Below are 25,034 nucleotides of genomic sequence, written 5' to 3'. Positions count from 1 at the left end.
CCGACAGCGGGTCATCGACGCTACCGATCTGTTGTATCGGCACGGCCGATCGCCATATCTCCCATTGTTTTTCCTTACCGTCGCCGATGACCCGGGGCTACCTTTCCGCAGGTCATCTCACCGCGGGCCGGCCAAGATCCGTCGCCATTATTTGTTTTCCTTATCGGCGGCGCTGGACGGCGTCCGCCCTCGGCTCGCAGAATCCGGAACGACAAGTCCCACCGAGCCCGTCCGTCCTATCGGAGGATCCCGTGGACGTTCCCGCCGCGCATTCGACGACGGCTTTCCCCACCTTCACCGAGGCGCTGGACCGGGCCGCGGCCCGGCGCACGGCACCCGCGGTGGCCACCGGCGCCCAGGAGTGGACGTGGGCCGACCTGAGGGACCAGGCCGGGCGCACCGCGGCCGTCCTGCACCGGCACGGCCTGCGCCGTGGCGACGTGCTGGCCACCCAGCTGCCGAACGGCTGGGAGCTGCTCGTGCTGCACGCGGCGACCGCGCGGCTCGGTGTCGTCATGCTGCCGCTGCACGGTGGTTACCGGGAACACGAGGTGCAGTCGCTGATCGGCCAGGCCGGAGCCGTCGCTCTGGTGGCGCAGGGCTCGTACCGGGGCCGGGACCGCGTCGCGGAGATCCTCGCCGTCCGCGACCGGTGTCCGTCGCTCGCCCAGGTGTGGCTGTCCGGCGACCCGCGTGGCGGCGACCTGACCAGCTCGGCCGAGCTCCTGTCGCAGGAGCCGGCCGGCGGCCTGCCCGCGGCGGGCCGGGATCCGGACGCGCCGCTGCTGCTGCTCGCGTCGTCCGGCACGACGTCGAAGCGTCCCAAGCTGTGTGTGCACGGCCACCGCGGGCTGCTCGGGAACGCCGCCGCCGTCGCGGCGGACGGCGGCCTCGGCGCCACGGACACCATCGTCTCCGCGAGCCCGCTCAGCCACGCCTTCGGCATGCTGTCGGTGCATCTGGCGCTGGTGACCGGCGGCGCCGTCGGGCTGTGCGACGGATGGTCACCGCGGCGCTTCCTCGAGCTGCTGACCGCCGTCTCCGCGACCGCGGCCTTCGCGGTCCCGGCCCAGCTACGGGATCTGCTGGCCGAGGTGGACGGCGGTACGGACGCCCGGCCGCCGGCCACCCTGCGCGAGGTACGCACCGGAGGCGCCCCGGTCTCCCGTGACCTGGCCGAGCACGTGCGGCGGGCGTTCGGAGCCCGGGTGATCGTCCAGTGGGGCATGACGGAGGTGGGCGCCGGAACGTACACCCGCCCCGGCGATCCGCCCGAGCTCACGGCCACGGTGGGCCGGCCCGTTTCCGGGGGCGCGGTCCGGGTGGTCGGGCCCGACGGCGTACCCGTGGCACCGGGCGAGACCGGTGACCTGCAGTACCGAAGCCCGTACCTGTTCCGCGAGTACTACAGGGCGCCGGAGGCGACCCGGGCAGCGTTCACCACCGACGGCTGGTTGCGGACCGGCGACCTGGCCGCACTCCGGCCCGACGGTGCGGTCAGCTACCGGGGACGCGCGGACGAGGTCATCAACCGGGGCGGGCTGAAGTTCAGTGGGCTCGAGGTGGAGGAGCTGCTCGCCGACCTGCCTCAGCTGGCGCAACACGCGGTCGTGGCGCAGCCCGACGAACGGCTGGGTCAGCGCTCGTGCCTCGTGGCCGCGCTGCGCGAGGGTGCCGAGCTCACCCTCGACGAGGTGACCGCGCACCTGTCCGGCAAAGGGCTGGCGACCTTCAAGCTCCCCGAGCGCCTCGTCGTCCTGGACCGGCTCCCCACCACGGTGACCGGCAAGATCGCACGGGCCCGGCTGCGGGACATGGTCCCCGCGGCGAAGACCGCGGAGGCCCGGCGATGAGCGACAGGAACTCAGCCGGCCAGCTCCTCACGCAACACCTTCTGGAACGCGATGAGGTTGGGGTTCGCGGAGTTGCGGTCCAGCCAGGTCATGGTCACCGTCGTCCGCAGGCTCGTGTCCTCGCTCTCCACCACGACGACCTCGTCGCGGGCCGCGTGCGGACGGACCGACACCAGCGGCAACAAGGCGCAGCCCATGCCGGCGGCCACGCATGCCACCAGGGTGCCGATGCTCGAGACCTCCGCCACGGGTTCCTTGGGTGCCGCACTGCCGAAGGCGTCGTCGAACATCTCCCGGAAACTGCAGCCCTGCGCCGTGGCGAGGAACGGCTCCCCCGCCACGTCCGCCAGGGCCACCCGGCCGCGCCCGGCCAGCGGGTGCTGCGGGGGCACGATCACCACCAGCGGTTCGTCGACCAGGGTCTCGGAGCGCAGCGACGGGTCGTGCGGCGGCTCGCCGAAGGTCAGGCACAGGTCGAGGTCGCCGCGGCGCACGGCGCGCTGCAGGTCGCCGCGGTTCTGGTGGTCCACCCGGACGCGGGTCTCCGGATACAGCGAGCGGTAATGGGAAAGCACCGCCGGCAACATGTGCACGCTGATCGTCTCCATTGCGCCCACGGCCAGCTCCGTGCCGGGCCGTGAGATCGCGTAACGGGCCTCCTCGATCAGCTTCAGGATCTGGTCGGTGTACTCGGCGAGCACGACGCCCTGCGGAGTCAGCCGCAACCGCCGTTGCGAGCGGTCGAGCAGCTCCACACCGAGCTCCCGCTCGAGAGCCTGAATCTGATCACTGATGCTCGATTGCGCGTAATGCAGTTCCCTGGCGGCCTGCGTGACGCTGAGTGTTCGTGCCACCGTCTCGAACGCCCGAAGGTTCCTCAACTCCACCGGCCCGGCCCCCCTGATGTCCCATCGCCTCCACCGATGATACCCAGCGGCCATTCCCATGATCCGCTTCCGCAATTCGGGCGCCCGCTGGAGTTGAATGATTTGCTGCGGCCCGACAACGCGCGGGACCGGCAGGAAAAGCAATAGACATTTATAGGAGTTCACATGGCAACGCAGGCGGGACCTCAGCCCGTGGCGGCACCGGAACGGCCCGGTACGCCCTCGCCCACCCTGCTCGTCGGCCTCTCGCTGGGCTATTTCATGGTGCTGCTCGACCTGACCATCGTGTCGGTCGCGCTGCCCGCGATCTCCCGGAGCCTGGACGTCGGCCTCAGCGGGCTCCAGTGGGTGACCAACGGGTACACCGTGACCTTCGCCGCCTTCCTGCTCACGGCGGGCTGGCTGTCGGACCGCCTCGGCGGCAAGCGGGTCTTCATCTGGGGCCTCATCGGCTTCGGGGCGCTCTCCGGGATCTCGGCGGCTGCGTCGAGTCTGCCGGTCCTCGTGGCGCTCCGGCTCGCCCTGGGCGTCGCCGGGGCGCTGCTGCTGCCGGCGTCACTCGCCGTCATCACCAACGCCTACCGCGACCCGGCGGCGCGGGCCCGCGCGGTGGGCACCTGGGCCGCCATCACGGGCGCGGCGCTCGCCGCCGGCCCGGTCGCCGGCGGTGTGCTCACCGAGGCGGTCGGCTGGCGGGCCATCTTCCTGGTCAATGTGCCGCTGGCGGTGATCAGCCTCGTCATCACCGCGCGGCTCGCCCCCGAGACCCCCCGCAAGCAGCGCTCCGGCCTCGACCTGACCGGGCAGATCAGCGCGATCGCCGCGCTCGGCGCCCTCGTGTACGCCCTCATCGAAGGCCCCGCCCGCGGCTGGTCCGACCCGGCGGTCCTGGTCGCCTTCGCGGTGACCGTGGTGGCCGCCCTGGTCTTCGTCGGCGCCGAGCTGCGCGCCGGCGACGCGGCGATGCTGCCACCCCGCATGTTCGGCAGCGGCGGCTTCTCGGCCGCGCTGGTGGCCGGCCTGCTGGCGAACTTCGGCCTGTCCGGGCTGCTGTTCGTGCTCTCCCTGTTCTTCCAGGAGGCGCGCGGCTACTCGTCCTTCGCCGCCGGCCTGGCGTTCCTGCCGCTGACCATCCCGACCGCCATCAACCCCATCTTCACCGGGCGCCTCGTCGGCCGCATCGGCCCCCGCCGCCCGGCCACCCTGGGGTTCGTGCTGATGGGACTGGGCGCCCTCGTCCAGGCGCCCTTCACGGGCGACTCGGGCGCGGCCCTGGCCGCCACCATCGTGGGCCTGCTGGTGTTCGGCTGCGGCGTCTCGTTCGCCCTGCCCGCCCTGGTCGCCGGAGTGGCCAGCACCGTCCCGGCCGAGTTCGCCGGCATCGGCGCGGGCGCGCTGAACTCGGCCCGCCAGGTCGGCGCCTCGCTCGGCGTGGCCGTCCTCGGCGTGATCCTCAGCCTCGCGTCGTCCACCGCCGCCGGCACCCGCTCCGCGCTGCTGGTCGGCGGGGTGGTCCTGCTGGTCGGCGCCCTGATCTCCGGCACCGGTCTGCGAGGGCGTACGCCTGCCGCCCGGTGACGGTCCCGAACCCCTGAACCATGAGGAGGAACGTGTGACAACCGCACCACCGTCCCTGAGCCTCGACGGAGTCGATCACCTGGCCTTCGTCACCTGGGACCCCCGCGCCACCTACGAGTTCTACACGCAGGTGCTGGGCATGCCCCTGGTGCACGCGATCACCGCCACCGGGTGGGTCACCGAGGACTACCCCGACTTCGTGCACTTCTTCTTCGACATGGGCCGGGGCAACCGGATCGCGTTCTTCTACTACTTCGGACTCGCCGAGGAGGAACCGCCGGGCGACCTCATGCACCGCTCCCGGCACCTCGCCTTCCACGTCGACACCGAAGAGGAGCTGGCGGCGTGGCGGGTCCGGCTCAAGGCCCACGGCGTACGGGTGACGACACCGCTGGCCCACGAGCTGATCGAGTCGATCTACTTCGACGACCCCAACGGCATCCAGCTGGAGATCACCCGCCCCATCCGCGAGATGTCGGGGATCGACGCCCGCGACGCGGAACTGACCCTGCGATCGCTCATCGACGTCGCGGAGTCACCGCGGCCCACAGCGCAGGCGCTGTGGCAGCGCAAGGCCGAACTGATTCGGAAGAACGCGGAGGTGCAGGGCTCGTGACGCTCGCGCTGTATGTCCTGGACGTGCCGGAGTTCCAGCCCGTGGCCCGCCTGGCACAGGACGCCGGAATGACCCGCCGCCCGGTCGGCGACTACCTGGAGCTCAGCTCCGACGAGCCGGAAGTGGTGCTGCACCGCGAGGACGGCATCCGCACCGCCCTCTGGCACGCCGCCCTCACCGGCGGCGTCGACGGCCGCATCGCGTCCTTCACCCCCGAGGTCCTCCACCTCGTCGGAGAACCGGACCCCACGGCCCTGCACCGTACGGCGGAAGAACAGTGAGCGCCGGCACCACCCGCCACCCGGTCCTGGTGGTGGGGGCCGGCCCGGCCGGCCTGAGCGCCGCCCTCGCCCTGCGCGCGGCCGGCCTGCCGGCGACAGTGCTGGACCGGCGAGACGCGGACACCGTCCGGCCGGGCAGCCGCGCCGCCTACCTGCACGGGGCGTCGCTCGTCGAGCTCGACCGGCTCGCCCCCGGCCTCGGCCACCGGATCGCGGGCCACGGTCTGATGTGGGCCACGAAAAGGTCGTACTGGGCCGGGCAGGAGATCTACTCCAAGACGTACCCGCCGCTCACCCGAGCGGGCCTGCCCCCGTTCACCAGCCTCCCCCAGGTCCGCACCGAGGATCTGATGGCCGCCGAGTGCCGCGAGCGCGGCGTGGACTTCCACTGGGGAGCGGAGGTCACGTCGGCGCAGACCGGCCCGGACGGCGTGCGGCTCACCGACGCCACCGGCCGCACCTGGGAGGCCGACTACGTGATCGCGGCGGACGGCTCCCGCTCACCGCTGCGGTCCGCCATCGGCGTACCCCTGCAAGGCCCGCGTTCCCGCAACACCTTCGTCGTCGTCGACCTCCAGGACGACCCCGCGAACCCGGTCCCGATCGAGCGCGTCTTCCACTACCGGCACCCGGGCGCGGGCGGCCGCAACGTCCTCATCGTGCCGTTCGCCGGCGGCTGGCGAGTGGACCTCAACCTGTTCGTCAACGACGACCCGGACCGCTTCATCTCCCCCGAAGGCCTGCGCCGCTGGATTCCCCGGGTCCTCCCCGAGACCTACGGCGACCGGGTGAGCTGGGTCTCCACCTACCGCTTCGCGCAGCAGGTGGCCGCCCGGTTCACCGATGTCCACCAGCGGGTCCTGCTGACCGGCGAAGCATCACACCTGTTCGCCCCGTTCGGCGCGCGCGGCATGAATTCCAGCATCCCGGACGCGGTCACAGCGGTGCGCGCGGTCCGTGCCGCGCTGGCGGCGGACAGCCGGGAAACGGCGCAGGCGGAGGTACGCCGATTCGCGGCCGAACGCAAGGAGGCCGCGGAGTACAACCGCGCCTGTGCGAGCGCCGCGCTCGAACACATGCTGGCGCACCGCCCATCTGTTCGACTGCGGCGGCGCACGGCGGCGGCGGTGGCGGCGGTCGGGCGCAGGGCCGGGGAGTGGCTGGACTCGGCGCCGTACGGCCCGAAGCTGGCCGCCCGCGGAGCTGCCCGGAGCTCCTACTGACACCGGGGGCGTACGGCCGTCCCGTCGGCCGTACGCCCCCGGCCCCCTCCCCGTCCCCGTTCCTGTCCCCGTCCGCATTCCAGGTCCTGTCCCGGTTCAGATCCCCCTCGTTCCGAGGTCCTTTTCGTTCCGGTTCCGGGTCACCCGCCCTCGTCTCCCGTCCCATGGTGGTGGCTCCTTCCCAGGCCGCCGGCTCCGTCCCGGCCCCCGGCCGCGGCCGGCACCGTCGCCCATCCGGGTCAGACAGGAACGCTCGCCGTCCTGCCCGGACGGCGGCGGGCCCACCTCCGGCCAGGGCGGTTGCAGGTCAGGGCGGATCGAGTGGCAAGGCTTGGAGCGTCGCGCGGGCGGCGTCCCGGGCGGCCTCGACGGCGGACTCCCGGATCGAGGGCGAGAAGGCGAGGTAGACCGGGAGCGGCTCGGGCTCGGGACCCAGAGCTCCGGCCGGCGGCACCGGAAGGGATGGATGACCCAGATGGGCGCACGCGGGCAGGGCGGTGTAGGCCAGGCCGGCCCGGACGGCGGCCCGCACCGTCAGCGGGTCGGTGGACCACGGGGCCGAGCGCCAACGCACGTTGTGCTCGGCCAGCGTCTCGACGATCCGCATGCTCAGGGCCGACCGCTCTCCGACCAGGGCCACCGGGTACGAGGCGTCGGGAGCGAGCGGGGCATTGCCGTACCACGCCAGCCGCAGCCGGCCGAGCATCTCGCAACGGCCGGTCCGGACACCGAGCAGAATGGCCGCCTCCAGCTCCTCACGCTCGAGCTTCTCGGCCAACGCAGCACTGAGCCCGGTCGTCACCTCGACACGAAGACGCGGCCGCCGCGACGCCGATTCCGCCAACATGGCCTGGAAACCATCGGCGAAATGGGGTGAACACCCCAAACTCAGGAATTGCTGTCCGCGAAGTGCGGACAAGGTGCCGAGCACCTCACTGTTCAGCAGCAGCACGCGGCGGGCATGCGCCACCAGTTCACGGCCCTCACTCGTGAGCTTCAACCGCCTATTCGTACGCTCGATCAACGGCGCCTGAACCACCGACTCCAGCCGCTGGATCTGCTGGGTCACCGTCGGCTGCGTCACATGTAACGCCTGCGCGGCCCGCGAGAATCCGCCCTCGTCGACGACGGCCACCAGAGCCCGCAATAGCTTTACCTCGATATCACGCTGCATACACTTCCACCCGCCCTCGTTGTAGCCCAGGCCGAGCGGCACAGGCGCGCTGCGAAAGCGTCAGCAGGCACGATGCACCGACTTGCCCGAACTCGGGTTGCCGGTTCGACCAACGGCAGCCCCCGTTGGCGCCGTTCTCACCGGCTCTGTCGAACTTCTTTTCCCTAGCGGCCGGGGTCAGTTCACCCGGTTCGCGGATAGGGATCAGTGAGGTCCTCCGAGGACGCACCCCGGACACCCGAATGCATCGCGATCCCCCCTTCTGGCCAACCCCAGTCGCGATACACCGCTAATCGTGCCCCATCGATAGCGCGTAAGGGAAGGTCTCGCCGTTGCGTGATAACGCAAAACACTCCTGTGGCCCACGCCACTATGGACCCCGCTTAACCGCCGCGACCTGCAGAAAACCGTTCTCCCGGCATTCGGGCCCCATATCCGCCCGACCGGAAACTGCCGCGCGCAACGCTCCCCCAAAGAACATGTCAATACCAATTCCATGATTTGTGGACGTGCTGCAAATAACAGAATTGAGGAGTCACGCTCGCATCTTCCGTCAGCGACTCGCGTCAGCCGCAGAATTCCCCCCGCACGACCAACATCCGCCGGCCGCCCCGGTTGCCGTTCCAGGCCCATACAGGCCGCGGGCGGCGAACCGGGTTCGCCTCCCAGGCAATGCCAGAGCCTCAGTCGCCGCCGGACCGATGGACATGCTGCACCAGCGGCTCTCCGTGCGCCATCCCCGGCAGAGACGGCCTGAGGGCCAGCCCCGAAGGATGCGCGGGTGCAGGGCAGCGAGCCGGGACTCAGCGGCGTGCCGGGACGTGCCGTCGATGCCGCCAAGGCCGCAACCGTCGACGAGATCCCGCGCAGCAAGCATCCGACCGAGCGGATCCTGGCGTACAGCGCGAACCTGTTCGGCGGCGTAAGCCAGGCGGCTCTCCGGAGCCCCGACGAGCCGCCTCATGGCCGGGAACCAGAAACGCGGCCCCTCCAACGGGACCGCGTCATGGCCGGGAACCAGAAACGCGGTCCCCTCAGCGGGAACCGCGTCTGACCTGCACTGAAACTAGTAGCGGGGACAGGATTTGAACCTGCGACCTCTGGGTTATGAGCCCAGCGAGCTACCGAGCTGCTCCACCCCGCGTCGGTTCCTCAACCTTATCGTGGTGCCTCGCCACCTGCAAAACGACCCCCCGTAACGTGGCCCACACCTGCCCGCGGCCCTCCCGCCACCCGAACGTGCTCTTCGGCGATGGAGAAGGCAGGCCACGAGGCGAACTGCCCCGGCAGGCCCGCGAACGCAGCCGCTCCGACCCGAGCCAGGGCCTGGTCCGGCCGGCTGGCTGGCCGAGCAAGGGAGAACCCCATCGGGCCAAGCCGGCCGAGCCGAAGCGAGCCGCGCCTGAACCGAAGCCAACCGGCCCGGACCCAGCCAGGCCCAACCAGCCACGCCGGACCCAGCCAGCCACGCCAGACCCAGCCAGGCCCAACCAGCCACGCCGGACCCAGCCAGCCACGCCAGACCCAGCCAGGCCGAACCAGCTAGGTCGAACCCTGCCGGGCTGAACAGACTTCACCCTGGGCGCGACCAGGCCGCGCAGGAGCAACCGTCCCGCCCGGCGTCACGAGATCCCGCCCCGGCCCGCGAGACCGGGCCCGGCCGGTGGGACCGAGCCCAGCCCGGCCCCACCGGCCGACGAACCTGTCAGCCCCCGCTAGGAGTCGGCACAGCCGAAGCCGGCGGCGCCGAAGCCGGTGTGGAAGCCGGAGCCGAAGGCGTACCCGACGGCGTACCCGGCGCCGCCGCCTTCTGCGCGTTCTGGAAGTTGGTCATCGCCGTGTCCAAAGCCTGCAGCGCCTGCCCGTACTTCGCGAAGTCTCCCGACTGCTGGGCCGCCTTCACGTCGGCGATAGCTTTGTCCAGCGCCGCGGCTGCCTGCGCCAACTGCCCGGTCAGCACTGGCGGGTTGCCGCTGGACGGCGGGTTGTTGGTGTTTCCGGGCGTCGTGGCGGGCGGTTGGTTCTTGCCCTGGTTCACGAGGGCTTTCAGGCCGTCCTCGAGGTTGTTCGCCAGCACGACGTACGTGCCGCCGTCGCCGTACGACATCAGGACCTTCTGCAGCAGCGGTACGGCGTCCTGCTGGCCGCTCTTCACGTACACCGGTTCCACGTAGAGCATGCCGTCGCCGACCGGTAGCGAGATCAGGTTGCCGTACAGCACCTGGGACTGGTTGCTGTTGGACAGCAGGGTGAGCTCGGATCTGACCGTGGCGTTGTTGGTCATGCGCTGGTGGACCTGGACGGGTCCTTGGATGGCCGTCTGGTCGGGTAGCTCGAGCACTTCCAGGCGTGGTTCGTTGTCGACGTACGACCCGGAGATGAGCGCCGCGAGGTTGTCACGGCCGTTCGGGGTGACCGCCGACGTCAGCTGGAAGCGGGTGTCGTCCTGCCCCGGCAGCTTCACGTTGAGGTAGTACGGCGGCTGCTTGACGGCCTGGTCCGGGTTGTCGGGCGCGTTCGGCACCTGCCAGAAGTCCTGGCCGGAGAAGTACTCGGCCGCGTTCGTGACGTGGAAGCGGGCGAGCAGATTGCGCTGCACCTTGAACAGGTCCGCCGGGTAGCGGAAGTGCTCCTGCAGCGCCGGGGGCGTCTCCGCCTTGGGGGTGATCAGCTTGCCCCCGAACGCCTGGTTCCACGCCTTGAGGACCGGGTCCTTGTCGTCGAACTCGTAGAGGGTGACCGTGCCGTCGTACGCGTCGACAGTCGCCTTCACCGAGTTGCGCATGTAGTTGATGTTGTCGCGGGCGAGCGCGAACGTGCCCCGGTTGGTGAGCTCGTCCTGCGTCTCCTCCTGCAGGTTGATCCGCTGCGCGTACGGGTACGTCGCCGCGGTCGTGTACCCGTCGAGGATCCACTGGATCCTCCCGTCGACCACGGCCGGGTACGGGTCGCCGTCGATGGTGAGGAACGGCGCGACCTTCTCCACCCGCGAGCGGGGGTCCCGGACGTACATCAGGCGGGACTTCTCGTTGACCGCGTCGGAGAGCAGGAAGTTGCTCTCGGTGTTCTTGATGGCGAAGACCAGCCGGCGGAAGAACGAGCCGATCGGCACGCCGCCCTGACCCTCGTACGTGTACCGCTCCTCGGCGTTGTTGTTCTGCGGCTGCGGCCGGTCGAACTCCACCTTGCGGCTCTGGTCGGTCTGCCCGACGATCGCGTACTCGGTCGACTGCTCGCCGAAGTAGATCCGCGGCTCCTTGACCGGGATCTGCTCGCCCTTCGAGGCGCACCCGGGCTGCTGGTCCTCGCCGAGGAAGCCGGAGACGAAGTACGGCAGACCGCCGCAGACGACCTGGTTGGCGGGCGCCGCGACCATCCCGTACCCGTGGGTGAAGACGGTGTGGCGGTTGAGCCAGTTCTGCTGCTGCTCGGTCAGCGCCTGGTCGTTGACCTCCCGGACGCCGACGACGTAGTCCTGGGTCTTGCCGGCCACCGTGTAGCGGTCGACGTCGAGCTTCGGGCCGAAGTCGTAGAAGCCACGCACCTGCTGCTGCTGCGTGTAGGCCTGGGACACCAACTGCGGGTCTATGAGCCGGACCGCCTGCGCGCTGGAATCCTGGGCAAGCGACGGCTGCGGGACGGTGCTGGACGCCGCGTACGGGCGTACCTCTGTGCTGGTCAGCCCGAACGCAGCACGAGTGGCCTCGATGGAGCGGGCGATGTACGGGGCTTCCTTGTCCGCGAGGCTCGGCTGGACCTGGAAGTTCTGCACCGCGAGCGGGTAGATCCCGCCGATCGCCACGGCGGAGATGGCGAGCAGGCCCAGCGAGACACCGGGCCAGACCAGGTTCCGCATGACGGCGTTGGAGAACACGATGATCGCGATGGCCACCACGATCGAGATGTACGCCAGGATCTCCTTGGCCGGCAGCAACGCGTTGACGTCGGTGTAGCCGGCGCCGTAGAGACCGGGCGAGACATGCTGCTCGAGCAGCAGAGCCCGCCTGTCCAGCACGTACGCGACCGCCTTGAGCAGCACGAAGATGGCCACCAGGGTGGTCAGGTGGGCCCGCGCTGCCGAGGTCATCCGGTCGCCGACGCCCTGCAGCCGCACGCCGCCGAAGATGTAGTGCACGGCGAGCGCGCCGATGACCGACAGCACCACCGCGGTGAAGCCCACGCCGAGCAGGTAGCGCAGCAGCGGGTAGTCGAAGATGTAGAAACCGACGTCCACGTTGAACTGGGGGTCCTTCACGCCGAACGGCTGGGCGTTCTGGAACAGCATCCAGTCCTTCCAGCGGCTCTGCGCGGAGAGACCGGTGAAGAAGCCGATGACGATCGCGACCACGGCGACCCAGGTGCCCAGCCGAGGCTGGATCACCATCCGGTAGCGCTCGAGGGTGGCCTGCTCGGCCGAGTGCGGGCGCAGCAGCGGGCGCAGCCGGTAGGCGAGGTAGAGGTTGGCCGCGATGATCAGCGCCATGGCGAGCCCGATGGAGAGGAAGAGCAGCAGGCGGGTCACCAGGACGCCGGAGAAGACCTCGGTCTTGTCGACCTCGTCGAACCAGAGGTAGTCGGTGTAGGCGTCGATGCCCCAGCCCAGCAAGGTGAAAAGAAGGAATACCCCCACGAGGACGCCGACGGTCACCCGACCGCGCCGGCTCATCCTCGGCAGAGGACTGTTACGCATGACCACCGTGAACCCCACAAAAGTCTCAAGACCGGTTCTTCACTTTAGGGTGTTGCGTCGTTCCGCTCTGGTGCCTGTGGACAAGTCATGAAGCCGTGCACGGCGCCGGGGTTCCGCCGCTGGTGAAGGTCTGCAGTGCGGTGAGAGCCTCGTCCACCGTCGCGACCTTCGCCATGGGCAGCCCCGGCACGGCGTTGCGCAGCGCCTCGGCACAGTTGTCGGCGGGCACCAGGAAGATCTGCGCACCCGCCTCCTTGGCGCCGACCAGCTTCTGCGGGATGCCCCCGATCGGCCCGACGTTGCCCTCGTCGTCGATGGTCCCCGTACCCGCGATGATCTTGCCGCCGGTGAGGTCCTCGGGCTTGAGCTTGTCGATGATGCCCAGCGTGAACATCAGCCCCGCGCTGGGCCCGCCGATCTCGTCGAGGTCGATGGTGACCGTGAACGGGTGCGGCTGGCGCTGGTCGATCCCGACCCCGATGCGCGGCTTGCCGTCCTTCTCCAGGTCCGCCGAGACGATCGTCGCCGTGCCGGACTTGTCGTGGCGGGTGTATCCGATGGTCAGGCTCGTGCCGGCGGGCTTGGACTGGATGAGCTCGGTGAGCTTCGTCGGCCCCTCCACGGCCACGCCGTCGACCGAGGTGATCACGTCGTCCTTCTCCAGCCGGCCGGTCGACGGTCCGTTCGGTGTCACGGAGGTCACGAAGGTCTGCACGGGATAGCCGAGCTTGCGCAGGGCGACCGTCTCGGCACTGGTCTGCGAGGTCTTGAACTCCTCGGCGTTCTGCTGCTCGACCTGCTGCTCGCTCTGGTCGGGCGGATAGATCAGGTCCCGCGGCACGACGGCCTGCTCGTCGCTGAACCAGCCGCGGATCGCCCACACCAGCTCGACGCTGGGCTGCACCCCTACGGTGGTCAGCCGGAGCTGCCCCTTACTGGTCGAAGTCTCGGCCTTCGTCACCTGGATGACCTCTTTGCCGTTGTCCGAACCGAGCGTGTTGACCGTCGGCCCGGGCTTGAGCACCACGTAAGGCAGGGGGATGGCCATGACTCCGACTGCCAGCAGTGCGGTGATCAGGGCGCCGAGGATGACCGTGACACCGCGACGTCTCATGCGCGTGACCGTACCAACCGACCCTGAGTTCTCTCTGAGCTGACACCGCCATTGGTCACGAAGGGGCTTGACGCGCGTACCGTTGGGGTCGTGCCTGATATCCCGTTCGGCTTCAGCCTGCCGGGCGCCCAGCCGCCCGATCCCTCCGACCCGCAGCAGATGCAGCAGTTCATGAACCAGCTGCAGCAGATGTTCGCCGCGCCGGGAAGCGGCCCGGTCAACTGGGATCTGGCCCGCCAGGTGGCGGCCAGCCAGCTGAGCGCGACCGGCGACCCCTCGGTGAACATGTACGAGCACAACGCCGTCTCCGAGGCCCTGCGCCTCGCCGACCTGTGGCTCGACCCGGCCTCCGCCATGCCCTCGGGCATCCGCGACGCCACCGCCTGGAACAGGAACGAGTGGGTCTACAACACCCTCGACGTGTGGAAGAAGCTCTGCGACCCGATCGCGGGCCGCATGGTGGGCGCCATGGGCGACCTCGTCCCGGAGGAGGCCCGCGCCCAGCTCGGCCCCATGCAGTCGATGGTCGCCACGCTGGGCGGCGCCCTCTTCGGCGGCCAGCTCGGCCAGGCGCTCGGCCAGCTCGCCGCGGAGGTGCTCTCCGCCGGAGACATCGGCCTGCCCCTCGGCCCGGCCGGCACGGCGGCGCTCGTCCCGGCCAACATCAAGACCTACGGCGACGGCCTCGAGATCCCCGAGGACCAGGTCAGGCTGTACGTGGCCCTCCGCGAGGCGGCCCACCAGCGCCTGTTCCAGCACGTTCCGTGGCTGCGCGCGCACGTGCTCACCGCCGTCGAGACGTACGCCAACGGCATCACCGTGAACCGCGAGGCGATCGAGGAAGCGATGAGCCGCGTCGACCCGACCGACCCCGAGTCGATGCAGGCCATGGCGCTCGAGGGCATCTTCACACCGGAGGACACCCCGCAGCAGAAGGCCAGCCTGGCCCGCCTCGAGACGGCCCTCGCCCTGGTCGAGGGCTGGGTCGGCCACGTCGTCGACAGCGCGGCGGGCGACCGCCTCCCGTCCGTGGCGGCGCTCGGCGAGGCCTTCCGCCGCCGTCGCGCGGCCGGCGGCCCGGCCGAACAGACCTTCGCGGCCCTCGTCGGCCTCGAGCTCCGCCCCCGCCGCCTGCGCGAGGCCGGCGCCCTCTGGGCCGCGGTCACCGAGGTCCGCGGCGTCCAGGGTCGCGACGCCCTCTGGGACCACCCGGACCTGCTGCCCACCGACGAGGACTTCGCCGACCCGCAGAAGTTCGCCCGCAGCCAGCTCGACTGGGACATCTCGGAACTGGAAGCCCTCGGCGACGGCGGAGACGAAGAGCAAGGATCAAAAGACTGATGTCGTAGCTCGGTGGGTGGTGCAGACCGCAACTCCCGTCGAGGGCCGGGCACGGGAATCCATTCGCTGGCGCTCATGACCGGATTCCCGCACCCGGCGACGTGCGTGAGTGGCTACCGCCCACCCTCCGGCGGTGGTCCCGCGCCTGTCTAGCCGCCCAACAGCGCCCTGGTGTTCTCCCACCCCTCAAGGGCGGGATCCAACGTCGCCAGGTCAGCGGGCCCCCGCAGCCGCCGCCACTCCGGCGTCGACTCGACCAGGCTCGGCTGCGGCGCGGTCCGGCGCAGCGACATCGGGCTCGCCGAGTCGAGATCGGTGTCCGCCAGCCACCCGGGCACCGGCAGATTCGCGGCAACCGCCACCACCCCGCCTCCCACTCCCGAGGGCGCCACGGCGACCGGCTTCCCGCTCAGCGGGCGCAACAGCTTCCCGAGAATCATCCCGGGCACGTCGGCAGCATCGGCCGCCAGGACCGCGGCCTGCTCGAAGCCGTCCTTCTCCGCAGCCGCGAACACGGGCAGCACTGTCGGCGAGGAAACCTCATAGATCGGCATCCCGGGCCATGCGATCTCCCGCGCGAGCGCCAGGTCGGCAGCGGTCGCCGCGATCGCAGGCTCGGCCTGCGCCAGCCGGGCGAGCAGATCAACCACATCCTCGGCCAAGGCACCCCGCCACGCGCCCAGATCGACGCCGGGAGGACTCCACGTCACCGGGGTCAGCAACGCCACCACGACACGTCTGGTCACGCTGCGAAGGTTATCCGCAGCCACCCGTCCACGCGGCGTCAAGCCACCGGCGCCGAGCCGGCGCCCGTTCAGTCGTCAGCGAGCACCAGCCCGGTAGCGGCGGAGATGCCCTCCAGGTAGCCCCGGGCGCGCTCGGCCTTCGGGTAGCGGCTCACGAGCTCCCAGAAGGCGGCGTTGTGGCTGGGCACGACCAGGTGGGTGAGCTCGTGCAACAGCACGTAGTCGATCACCCAGTCCGGCATCTCCTGAATGCGGTGCGAGATCCGGATGGTGCCGTCGTCCGGCGTACAGGATCCCCAGCGGCCGTTCTGGTTCGTCACCCACCGCACGCTGGCCGGAACCACCTGCTCAGCATGGTCGGCAAGGTACCGAGCGATCAGCTTGTGCGCGCGCCCGAGCAGCTCGTTGTCGGTACGTCTGACCCGTTCCTCACGAGCGGCCAACCGAGCCAGCATCCGCGCCACCCACTCGGTCTCCTCAGCACGCGAGAACCGGTCGGGAATGAGGACGACAACCCGCTCGCCCTCGCGATACGCGGACACCGTGCGACGACGGCGCTGGCTGCGCCGCACTTCGACGACAGGCTTGCGCGTCCTGCCCATCACAAGCTCGCGCGGCCCACACTAGGGTTCACATTGCGACGTTAATCCGTCAGGGCCAGGTCGCCGCAAGGGTACGGCAAACGACACGCACCCAAAATGTGAGCTTCGCCCCAGAAAATCCGAAATTATTTTCCACGCCTGCAACATCCGGGGCCCGCCTACGCCACGGTATACGACCCATAGATCTCCGTCGCGCCCCCCTTCAAACCTCTACCCCCACCAAAATTCAGCCCCTCCCTCTCCGGGCCAAGCACCACCAACCCCGCCGCCCGCCCAGCCCGGCCCCGCTCAGCCCGCCGCGCCCCAGCCCCACCCGGCCCCCTGCCCCGGCCCCGCACTCCCCAAGCCCGCCCAGGCCCAGCCCCACTCAGCCCGCCGCGCCCCCAAACCCACCCGACCCCCTGCCCAGCCCCGCACTCCTCCCCAAGCCCGCCCAGCCGGCCGCCTGCCCCTACCCCGTCCAGCCCTGCCTGCCTCGCCAGCCCAGCCCGGCCCGCCCAGCCCGGTCCAGCCCAACTTGGCTGGCCTCGCCCCGCCCCCGGCGCGGCGAGGGGCGGCCGCCGCCACCCCGGCCCCTGCCCCGGCACCTGCCCTGGGCCCTGCCCCGGGCGCGGCCCCGGCCCACCTTGCCGCACTGCCCTGCCCCGTACCGGCCGACCTTCTCCGCCCTGCTCAGCCCGGCCCTCGAACCTGGCCCCTCCACCCTCTCGGCCCTGCCCTTGCCCGCTCGTCAACCACCCTGCGGATACTGCGCACTTCGGCCGTAGTCGTCCCTTTTCGGGCGGTGTGAAGTAATTCGTCGGCGTGTCCGCCCGTATCTGCCCAAAAAGGGTCAACTCGACCGGCAGACTCACGACGTCGACGACACCGTCGACGCTGCGCTGACATGGAAATGGCCGGACCTGGGTAGTGACCGCCCGGAACGGGTGGCCACATCCACGTGGTCGCGGAGCGGTCCAGCGCCGAACACAGAACGCGGCCTGTCGCCGCGAGCAGGGCCTCGGGAGTTCAGGTCACCGACCTGACCCGCCCCGGGGCATCGGGCCGACCCGGGCCGACAACATGACGAGGAGGAACCGTGGCCGACAACACGTACAACGGCTACTGCGTGAAGTGCAAGGAAAAGCGCGACTTCCAGGGCACCGTCGAGGTCTCGAAGACCGGCATGAACATGGCCAAGGGCAAGTGCCCGGTCTGCGGCACGACGGTCAACCGCATCCTGGGCAAGGCGAAGGCCTGACCGGAAGCACCGGAGGGCGGGGGCGGCCGACCGGCCACCCCCGCCTCCCAGCATCCCGACTCGCCGCTCCATCCGAGCGACCGCCCAGCCGACCCCGCTCGACCGCCACGTAGGCCGTGAGGCGACGGGTCGACGCAGCGCTCCGGGCCGGCCTGGATAAGACGAGCGAGACGCCACAGCTGAGGTCAGGACCCGTCCGACCGGTCGGATGCCATCTTCAGGCGACGTCCGGGGCAACCCGACCCCCGAAGTCATCACTCAGCCCAGGCCCAAGCCACACCGCTGGCAATCAAGAACCAACGGCACATTTCCGCCTGCCGACGGTCCGCTGGCGGTCGACGACGGGACTGGAGCGCGGTCTCGCTGCAGCCGTCGGCGGCACACCTACCCCTGCGCCGCCATCTCCGCGATACCACCATTCCTATCGAAGGCGCTGTGCGCGTTCACCCTTGCGATGCCGTCACCGTGTTCACGCCACAACGTTGAGTAGTTATCCACCACATCCCGAACCTGTGGATAACTCTCGCAATCCTGTGGATAAGCGAGGACGGGCATCCCCGTGCCTGTGGACAACGAACTCCCTCCGCATGGGAGTCGTGACACGCTGTCACGCATGACGAGTCCACCCCTGAATCGGCCGACCCTCCTGCCGGGCCTCTTCCGCACCTGGCGCGATGCCCACACCCTGCAGCTGGGCCTGCGTCCCGGCACCGCCGTTCTGATCGACTTCCCGCATCCCGAGTCGGCCCGCCTGCTCGACCTCCTCGACGGCTCCCGTTCCGAACGAGATGTCCTCCGTCGCGCCGTCACCGCCGGGGTGCCGCCGGCCGACGCTCGAGCCCTCCTGGACTCCCTGCACCAGGTCGGCCTGGTCGTTCCAGCCCAGAGCCTCTACCCCTCGGCGTCGGACGCCACCCGCCTGTCCGGCGAAGCCTTGACGCTCGCCCTGGCTGCCGCACCGGGCGAATCCGGCTTGTCCCGACCCATCGACGGCCGCCTCGGCCGAGGCTCGGACATCTCGCTTCCTCCATCCGACGCGGCCGACTCGGGAAGACCCCATCGAGCCGAACCGCCGGACGGAGTCGAACCCGAAGCTGACCTAGCGAGCCCCCGATCCTCAAGGCGGCCCACTAAGACTTCGCCGGGCGTCCGGAGCGACTCGCCCGCCACTGCTCTGCGCCGGCGCCGCGGAGCCCGGATCACCGTCACGGGCCGCGGCAGGCTCAGCGCCGGCATCGCAGTCGCGCTCGCGGAGTCGGGGATCGGTCATGTCCATGCCGATCTTCCCGGCACGGTGAGCCGCCAGGACCGGCTGGCTTCACCCCTACGCGACACCGACATCGGCAGACCCCGCGCGCAGGCAGTGACCGAGGCCGTCCTGCGCGCCGCGCCAAGCACCGAGACCCGAGCCATCCGCCGTGGCGGCGCCTCGCTCGTCGTCCAACTCAGCCACGACCAACCCATCCCTCTGCTCGCCTTCGGGTACGCCCACCGCCGCCAGCCCCACCTGACAGTCACGGTCCGCGAGGCGACGGCGGTGATCGGCCCACTCGTGCCGGCAGCCGGCGGCCCCTGCCTGCACTGCCTCCACCTGCACCGCCAGGACCGCGACCCGCACACCGGTTCTCCCCAGCCACCCCCGGTCGATGACGAGCCCTGCGCGGTAGCGACGATCCTCGCCGCCACCGCGTATGCCGTGGCAGAGGTTCTCGCGTTCGTAGACGGGCGGCTCCCGGAAACCCTGGGAGCCGAGGTCGAGATCAGCTCACCGGCCCGAGTACGGCGACGCAGTTGGACACCCCACCCGAACTGCGCCTGCAACCGGACATTCCGGGCCGAGCCCCGCAGGAGAACCGGGCTGAGAGAACCGAAGAGGCCGGGCATCGAATACCGAACCGACGGAGACCCCGCCAGCCGCCCAAGGCCACGTCAGCCGATCGAAACCACGTCAGCCGATGAAGGCCGCGCAACCCGGTGAAGACCGCACCCCTACCGGCAGCAACACCCGACGGCACGGAGTCTCGGATCTGGATGAAGGTGATGAAACGCGACGAGTTCGCCGATGGGCTCAGACGGGACGATCGGCCCGTCCCGGCGCGGCGATGGGCGGCGTGGCTTTGGGCGTACATGAAAAGGGTCGGAGGGGATGGTCGGAGCAGACGGATTGGGCGAGGGCGGTCGAATCGCGCTGCAGCGGGCACAATGATCTGGTGACCGACATCCCGCGTCGTGCGGCGTCCCGGACCGCGAAGCTCGCCGCATTGCCTCTCGGCTTCGCCGGGCGGACCGTGCTCGGGCTCGGTAAGCGGGTCACCGGGATTGCGACCGACGTCATCTCCGCCGACATCCAGCAGCGCACCGCCGAGCAGCTGTTCAGCGTGCTCGGGCAGCTCAAGGGCGGCGCGATGAAGTTCGGGCAGGCGTTGTCGGTGTTCGAGGCGGCGATGCCCGAGGAGATGGCCGGGCCATATCGGCAGGCGCTCACGAAACTGCAGGAAGCGGCTCCTCCGATGCCTGTCGCCAGCGTGCACAAGGCGCTGGCGGAGCAGTTGGGCGCCGACTGGCGGGAGCGGTTCGCCGAGTTCGACGACAGTCCCGCCGCGGCGGCGAGCATCGGGCAGGTGCACAGGGCGGTGTGGAAGCTGCCGCCGAGCCGGAAGGGCGCCAAGCCGAAGACGCTGCCGGTGGCGGTCAAGGTGCAGTATCCGGGGGCCGGTGAGGCGCTGCTCGCGGACCTCAAGCAGCTGGGCCGGCTGGCCGGGATGTTCAAGATCATCCAGCCTGGCATGGACATGAAGCCGCTGCTCACGGAGTTGCGGGAGCGCATCACCGAGGAGCTCGACTACGCGATGGAGGCCGAGACCCAGAAGGCCTTCGCCGCTGCGTACGCGGGAGATCCGGAGATTTTCGTGCCCCGCGTCGTCGCCTCGGCGCCCCGGGTGCTGGTGACGGAGTGGGTGGACGGTACGCCGCTGTCCAAGGTCATCAGCGACGGCACGGAGCCCGAGCGCGACGAGGCCGGCCGGCTGATGGCGACGCTGCATTTCTCCGCGCCCGCACGCGCCGGGCTCCTGCATGCGGACCCGCACCCGGGCAACTTCCGCATCCTGCCGGACGGCCGCCTGGGCGTGATCGACTTCGGCGCGGTGGCCCGCCTTCCGGACGGCCACCCGGAACCCATCGGCCGCCTGGTACGCCTCGCGCTCGCCGGTGACGCCCGGGCGGTGGCCGACGGTCTGCGCGACGAGGGCTTCATCAAGCCCGACGACGAGCTGGACGCCCAGGCCGTCCTCGACTTCCTGCGGCCGATGATTGAGCCGGTGGCCGTGGACGAGTTCCGCTTCACCCGCAGCTGGATCCGCTCCGAGGCGACCCGCCTGTCGAGCCCACGCTCGCCGGCCTTCCAGCTCAGCCGCAAACTCAACCTGCCGCCGTCGTACCTGCTGATCCACCGGGTCACGCTCGGCTCGATCGGCGTCCTCTGCCAGCTCGAAGCCAAGGCGCCGTACCGCGCGATCCTCCAGAAGTGGCTTCCCGGGTTCGCGCCGGTCGCTTGATGGCACTCGCGTATCGGGTCACGGGTAGCGGGCGGCCGGTTCTCTGGCTGCATGGAGGCGGCGGGCAGAGCTGGGATGCTGTCACGGCCGCCCTCGCCGATCGGGTCCGCTCCTACGTTCCCGACCTTCGCGGGTACGGCGGCAGCCCACGAACCGGACCGTACGGGCCCGAAGCCGGCGTGCGTGACATCGTCGCCCTGCTGGACGCTCTCGGGCTCGACCGGGCCGCTGTCGTCGGCCACTCGTCCGGCGGCATCGTGGCATATCTGCTGGCCATGACATACCCGGAGCGCGTCGACGCCCTTGTCCTGGAGGAGGCGCCGCCGCCTACGCCCATCGATCTGCGGCCTGCTCGCCCGAGCGGCGACCCGGGCTACGACTGGAGCGCACGGATGGCGACGCTTGACTGGCTGCGGTCACCGGATCCGGGGCTGTGGCAGCGTTTCGCCGCGATCACCGCGCGTACGCTCGTCGTCCGCGGCGGTGCCGGCAGCCATCTCGATCAGGAGGAGCAGGCCCGGATGGCGGAGCGGATTCCCGGAGCGAAGCTGACGACGATCGAGGCCGGCCATAACGCGCACACTGCCGCGCTCGACGAGTTCCTGGCTGCGGTCCGAGATTTTCTCTGAGCGGCTGCGGGTCCTGATGGCCGGCGAGGTCCATGCGGCCGTGCCGCTCGGGAGCTGCCTACAGCAGACGCACTGTGGTCATGATCACAAGGAAAGAGGCCCCGCCCGCAGCGTCCTGCGGGCGGGGCCGTGCGTGTGGTTCGGTCAGAGGCGTCCACCAAGGTCACGGGCGGCCCGGTGCCGGGCCTCCATGGCGATCTGACGTGCCGGACGGTGCGCCTCAGGGTGATGGTCGGCCTGAGGCCGACGCATTCGTGCTCGGGAGAGCGCTTCTTGGATGAGTTTCATCTTCGGGGTTCCGTTCGAGGTCATGGCTACGTTTTCCGTCTTCCGGTAAGGGGTGGTGGTGGTCATGTCATGCGGCCAGTCGAACCGAGTTGCGGGTCTCGAGGCCGTTGGCCGCGAGCCGCTCCTCCACCTCGACCGCGAGCTCGGCGTCGCGGGCGACGTCGACCTTGCGGGGGCGGCCACGGGGCCGCTTGCGCGGAACCACGGCACCGCGCTCGAAGATCTCGCCGCCCCAGACACCCCAGGGCTCGCTCCGCTCGACCGCGCCGGCGAGGCACTCGACGCGCAGCGGGCAGTCCCCGCAGAGCGACTTGGCCAGCTCCAGCTGGGCCGGGGAGTCCGAGAACCACAGGTCCGGGTCGAACTTCCGACAGGGCAGGTTTGCCTCGATCTCGACGCTCACGTCGAGGGGGGCCAGCGCCAGACTCATAAAGCCCGGTCACCTCTCTCTTTCTCTCGATCTTCTGGATCGTTGGTGCTGGTGGAGCACCGGCCGGTAAGCCGGCAAAAAAGTAGGCCGCGGATCCCGGTTACGGGTTCCGCGGCCTCGAGGTGAGCCGGAGGTCTGGTAGATCAGACCGGCCTTCCTCGAGGCGGGACACCGCTGGCACCATCCGTCAGTCGACGCTTCATGCCGTTGCTGCCCACGAACCCAGTGGTCCCGTAGCTTCCGTCGACGTCCACCAGGGTCCGGACCAGCTCGGCCTGAATCTGGACCTGGTGCGCCTGCGCAAGCGGGGCCTGTTCGGCAGCCAAGATCGCCACGGGGGCGGACTCCGCCGGAACGACGGACTTCACCACGGGAGCGGACTTGAGCCACGCAGCGGACGGCGCGCAGGCGACAGCGAGGAGCGTCGACGGTCGCTCGATCGTGTAGTTGAGCTTCATCGGTGCCACCTCCTCCATCGCGTTGCACTTCGTCCTGGATCCTCGTTGAGCATGCCGCTCGCCAAGGTGTGACCTGAGGCTATGCCGTCCCCGCAAGGGAGGGCAAACGAATTAACGGACTAGTTTTCAAACTTTTCTGCCGCCGCGTCGGCGGGGCTCGCGCCGCCGACCAGAGCGAAGACCGCGGCACCGTACTGGGCGAGCTTGCGGGGGCCGATGCCGGCGATCGCCAGCAGCTCGGGCGGGCTGCTCGGGCGGCGCTCCGCGATGGCCACGATCGTGGCGTCCGTGAACACCACGTATGCAGGCACTTTCTGCTCCGCGGCGGTCTGGGCGCGCCACTGCTGGAGGCGCTCGTACAGCTCCTCGTCCAGGTCGGACGGGCAGGTGGGGCAGCGGCCGAGCTTGCGGTCCGCGCCGGCCAGCAGGGTGGCGCCGCAGACCCGGCAGGACACCACCTGGTTGCGGCGGTTGACGGGTTTCCGACTTGCCGTCCCGGCCTTCTCGTAGGTGCGGTGCTGGGTATTGGTCAGCTGCGGCAGGAAACGGCAGGGCCGCCGGGTGCGTCCGCCGGGCGAACGGGACTGGCCGTACGACAGCCAGAGCCACTGCCGGGCCCGGGTCACCCCGACGTAGAGCAGGCGGCGTTCCTCCTCCAGCTGCTCGGGTGTCTTCGCGTACGTGGTGGGCAGCGTGCCGTCGGCGAGCCCGACCAGGAAGACGGCGTCCCATTCGAGGCCCTTGGCGGAGTGCAGCGAGGCCAGGGTCACGCCCTCGACCGTCGGGGCGTGCTGTTGCTCCGCACGCCGGGCCAGCTCGTCGTTGAAGGCGGACAGGGAGACGTCCCGCTGCACCGCGCCGGCCTGGCCGACGGGCAGCAGGGCGGGGCTGCGCTCGTACTCCTCGGCGAGGGTGACCAGGGCCGCGAGCGCCTCCCACTGCTCACGCTGGGCCCCGCCGGGCGGGGGTTGCTCGCGGGACCAGCCCGTCGCCGCGAGGGCGTCCACGACGGCCTGGACCAGCGGGGTCTCCCCCGGCGTGGACCGCACGGCCGCGCGCAGGGCGATCATGGCCTGGCGCACCTCCGTGCGCTCGAAGAAGCGCTCGGCGCCGCGGACGACGTAGGGCACCTCCGCCTCGGCGAGCGCCTTCTCGTAGGTCTCCGACTGGGCGTTGGTGCGGAACAGCACGGCGATCTCGCTGGCCGGGGTGCCCGCGCCGATCAGCTCCCGGCAGCGCCGGGCGACGGCGACCGCCTCGGCCGGCTCGTCGGGGAAGATCTTGAGGTCGGGCTCGGCGCCGGGCGGGCGCTGACCCACGAGCTCGAGCCGGAGCTTGGCCTCGGTGCCGCGGGCCTGCTTGATCACCGCGTTGGCGAGGCCGACCACCTGCGGGGTGGAGCGGTAGTCGCGGACCAGGCGGACGACGACGGCCTCGCGGCGCTGGCGCGGGAAGTCGACCAGGTATGCCGAGGTGGCGCCGGTGAACGAGTAGATCGTCTGGCTGGCGTCGCCGACCACGGTGAGGTCGTCGCGCCCGCCGAGCCAGGCGTCCAGCAGGCGCTGCTGCAGCGGGTTGACGTCCTGGTACTCGTCGACGACGAAGTGCCTGTACTGGGAGCGGACCTGCTCGGCGACGTCCGGGTGCTCTTCGATGCCCCAGACCGCGGCACGCAGCATGTCCTCGAAGTCGATCACGCCCTGGCGGCGCTTGAGCGACTCGTACGCGGCGAAGATCTCGGCGACCTTGGCCGCTTCGTAGGGTGGCTCGCGCAGCGCCTTGGCGGCGGCCACGACGTATTCGCCCGGCTCGACCAGCGACGACTTGGCCCACTCGATCTCGCTGGCCAGGTCGCGGGCGGCGGTGCGGTCCGCGCGCACGCCGGCCCGGTTGGCGGCCAGTGCCACGAGCCGCGCCTTGCTCTCGACCAGCTCGGGCATCGCGCGGCCCTCGAGGAGCCGGGGCGCGAAGTAGCGGACCTGGCGCAGTGCGGCAGCGTGGAACGTGCGCGCCTGGACGCGGCCGGCGCCGAGCTCGGTGAGCCGGGCGCGCATCTCGGCGGCGGCGCGGGCGGTGAACGTGACGGCAAGGACGTGCCGCGGACTGATCTCGCCCGACAATGTTCGATAGGCGATGCGGTGGGTAATCGCTCGAGTCTTACCCGTGCCGGCCCCGGCCAGGATGCAGACCGGGCCCGCGGGGGCGGTCACCGCCCTGCGCTGGTCGGGGTCGAGCCCGGCGAGAACGCGTTCCGCTGTCACAACCGGGAATCATGGCACCCGGGTCCGACGTTTCCACGTACGGCGCACTGCCATGTGACCTCTGCG

General features: G+C 70.4%; 20 protein-coding genes and 1 tRNA gene. 11 read left to right on the top strand and 10 right to left on the bottom strand.

The annotated features are described in order from the left end of the window. Positions 1-251 precede the first annotated feature (251 nt). Positions 252-1,853 (top strand): AMP-binding protein, encoded by a 1,602-nt coding sequence (locus AB0J80_RS04110; RefSeq protein WP_364700079.1) that lies wholly within the window; start codon positions 252-254, stop codon positions 1,851-1,853. 11 nt (positions 1,854-1,864) lie between these two features. On the opposite strand, the gene AB0J80_RS04105 is transcribed toward AB0J80_RS04110, so the two are convergent. Then, positions 1,865-2,794, bottom strand: a complete 930-nt coding sequence (locus tag AB0J80_RS04105) for a LysR family transcriptional regulator (RefSeq protein WP_364700077.1) — start codon at positions 2,792-2,794, stop codon at positions 1,865-1,867. A 111-nt stretch (positions 2,795-2,905) separates the two neighbouring features. Here AB0J80_RS04105 and AB0J80_RS04100 point away from each other — a divergent pair, with 111 nt between their 5' ends. Genes AB0J80_RS04100 through AB0J80_RS04085 form a run of 4 tightly spaced genes read left to right on the top strand, consistent with a single transcriptional unit; the run spans position 2,906 to position 6,438 of the window. Beyond that, a complete protein-coding gene (locus AB0J80_RS04100; RefSeq protein ID WP_364700075.1) occupies positions 2,906-4,318 on the top strand; it encodes an MFS transporter in 1,413 nt (470 codons plus the stop codon). Positions 4,319-4,352: 34 nt separating this feature from the next. Beyond that, positions 4,353-4,934, top strand: a complete 582-nt coding sequence (locus AB0J80_RS04095; protein WP_364700073.1) for a VOC family protein — start codon at positions 4,353-4,355, stop codon at positions 4,932-4,934. Further along, positions 4,931-5,215 carry a hypothetical protein gene (locus AB0J80_RS04090; protein ID WP_364700071.1) on the top strand — a complete coding sequence of 95 codons (285 nt, stop codon included), beginning with the start codon at positions 4,931-4,933 and terminating at the stop codon, positions 5,213-5,215. The genes AB0J80_RS04095 and AB0J80_RS04090 overlap by 4 nt, the downstream gene beginning before the upstream one ends. Next, entirely contained in the window at positions 5,212-6,438 is a 1,227-nt protein-coding gene (locus AB0J80_RS04085; RefSeq protein WP_364700069.1) for an FAD-dependent oxidoreductase, read from the top strand. Before AB0J80_RS04090 ends, AB0J80_RS04085 begins: the two co-directional genes overlap by 4 nt. Positions 6,439-6,745: 307 nt before the next feature. Here the strand turns inward: AB0J80_RS04085 and AB0J80_RS04080 are convergent, their stop codons facing one another. After that, positions 6,746-7,654: a LysR family transcriptional regulator gene (locus AB0J80_RS04080; protein ID WP_364700067.1), complete on the bottom strand. Its 909-nt coding sequence runs from the start codon at positions 7,652-7,654 to the stop codon at positions 6,746-6,748. Between the two features lie 739 nt (positions 7,655-8,393). Between AB0J80_RS04080 and AB0J80_RS04075 the strand changes: the two genes are divergently transcribed. Continuing rightward, entirely contained in the window at positions 8,394-8,666 is a 273-nt protein-coding gene (locus AB0J80_RS04075; RefSeq protein ID WP_364700065.1) for a hypothetical protein, read from the top strand. Positions 8,667-8,682: 16 nt separating this feature from the next. Here the strand turns inward: AB0J80_RS04075 and AB0J80_RS04070 are convergent. The 3 genes from AB0J80_RS04070 to AB0J80_RS04060 all read right to left on the bottom strand — a co-directional run bounded on the left by AB0J80_RS04070 (position 8,683) and on the right by AB0J80_RS04060 (position 13,416). Beyond that, a tRNA-Met gene (locus AB0J80_RS04070) sits at positions 8,683-8,756 on the bottom strand. 561 nt (positions 8,757-9,317) lie between these two features. Next, positions 9,318-12,278 (bottom strand): UPF0182 family protein, encoded by a 2,961-nt coding sequence (locus AB0J80_RS04065; protein WP_364700063.1) that lies wholly within the window; start codon positions 12,276-12,278, stop codon positions 9,318-9,320. A 109-nt stretch (positions 12,279-12,387) separates the two neighbouring features. Continuing rightward, positions 12,388-13,416 (bottom strand): PDZ domain-containing protein, encoded by a 1,029-nt coding sequence (locus AB0J80_RS04060; RefSeq protein ID WP_364700061.1) that lies wholly within the window; start codon positions 13,414-13,416, stop codon positions 12,388-12,390. A 90-nt stretch (positions 13,417-13,506) separates the two neighbouring features. Between AB0J80_RS04060 and AB0J80_RS04055 the strand changes: the two genes are divergently transcribed. Then, a complete protein-coding gene (locus AB0J80_RS04055) occupies positions 13,507-14,757 on the top strand; it encodes a zinc-dependent metalloprotease (protein ID WP_364700059.1) in 1,251 nt (416 codons plus the stop codon). Positions 14,758-14,906: 149 nt separating this feature from the next. Here the strand turns inward: AB0J80_RS04055 and AB0J80_RS04050 are convergent, their stop codons facing one another. Together AB0J80_RS04050 and AB0J80_RS04045 are read right to left on the bottom strand one after the other, a co-directional pair. After that, on the bottom strand, positions 14,907-15,503 hold the full coding sequence (locus tag AB0J80_RS04050; protein WP_364700057.1) for a hypothetical protein: 597 nt from the start codon (positions 15,501-15,503) through the stop codon (positions 14,907-14,909). A gap of 68 nt (positions 15,504-15,571) precedes the next feature. Beyond that, on the bottom strand, positions 15,572-16,105 hold the full coding sequence (locus tag AB0J80_RS04045) for a M48 family metallopeptidase (RefSeq protein ID WP_364700055.1): 534 nt from the start codon (positions 16,103-16,105) through the stop codon (positions 15,572-15,574). Positions 16,106-17,183: 1,078 nt separating this feature from the next. Here AB0J80_RS04045 and AB0J80_RS04040 point away from each other — a divergent pair. The 4 genes from AB0J80_RS04040 (at position 17,184) to AB0J80_RS04025 (ending at position 21,531) form a co-directional block, all read left to right on the top strand. Further along, positions 17,184-17,345 (top strand): DUF5679 domain-containing protein, encoded by a 162-nt coding sequence (locus AB0J80_RS04040; protein WP_015625326.1) that lies wholly within the window; start codon positions 17,184-17,186, stop codon positions 17,343-17,345. 565 nt (positions 17,346-17,910) lie between these two features. Then, a complete protein-coding gene (locus AB0J80_RS04035; RefSeq protein ID WP_364700053.1) occupies positions 17,911-19,323 on the top strand; it encodes a hypothetical protein in 1,413 nt (470 codons plus the stop codon). A gap of 232 nt (positions 19,324-19,555) precedes the next feature. Then, positions 19,556-20,902: an AarF/ABC1/UbiB kinase family protein gene (locus tag AB0J80_RS04030; RefSeq protein WP_364700051.1), complete on the top strand. Its 1,347-nt coding sequence runs from the start codon at positions 19,556-19,558 to the stop codon at positions 20,900-20,902. Beyond that, positions 20,902-21,531 (top strand): alpha/beta hydrolase, encoded by a 630-nt coding sequence (locus AB0J80_RS04025; RefSeq protein ID WP_364700049.1) that lies wholly within the window; start codon positions 20,902-20,904, stop codon positions 21,529-21,531. The genes AB0J80_RS04030 and AB0J80_RS04025 overlap by 1 nt, the downstream gene beginning before the upstream one ends. A gap of 355 nt (positions 21,532-21,886) precedes the next feature. Here AB0J80_RS04025 and AB0J80_RS04020 read toward each other — a convergent pair whose 3' ends face one another. From AB0J80_RS04020 to AB0J80_RS04010, 3 genes are all read right to left on the bottom strand, one after another. Further along, a complete protein-coding gene (locus tag AB0J80_RS04020; protein ID WP_364700047.1) occupies positions 21,887-22,249 on the bottom strand; it encodes a WhiB family transcriptional regulator in 363 nt (120 codons plus the stop codon). A gap of 143 nt (positions 22,250-22,392) precedes the next feature. Next, positions 22,393-22,707: a hypothetical protein gene (locus AB0J80_RS04015; protein WP_364700046.1), complete on the bottom strand. Its 315-nt coding sequence runs from the start codon at positions 22,705-22,707 to the stop codon at positions 22,393-22,395. Positions 22,708-22,826: 119 nt separating this feature from the next. Further along, entirely contained in the window at positions 22,827-24,968 is a 2,142-nt protein-coding gene (locus AB0J80_RS04010) for an ATP-dependent DNA helicase UvrD2 (RefSeq protein ID WP_364700044.1), read from the bottom strand. Between the last annotated feature and the right edge of the window lie 66 nt (positions 24,969-25,034).

Source organism: Actinoplanes sp. NPDC049548 (genome assembly GCF_040676695.1).
GTDB lineage: Bacteria > Actinomycetota > Actinomycetes > Mycobacteriales > Micromonosporaceae > Actinoplanes.
The sequence above is the reverse complement of the archived record's forward strand: the minus strand, read 5'-3'. Positions and strand labels throughout refer to the sequence as shown.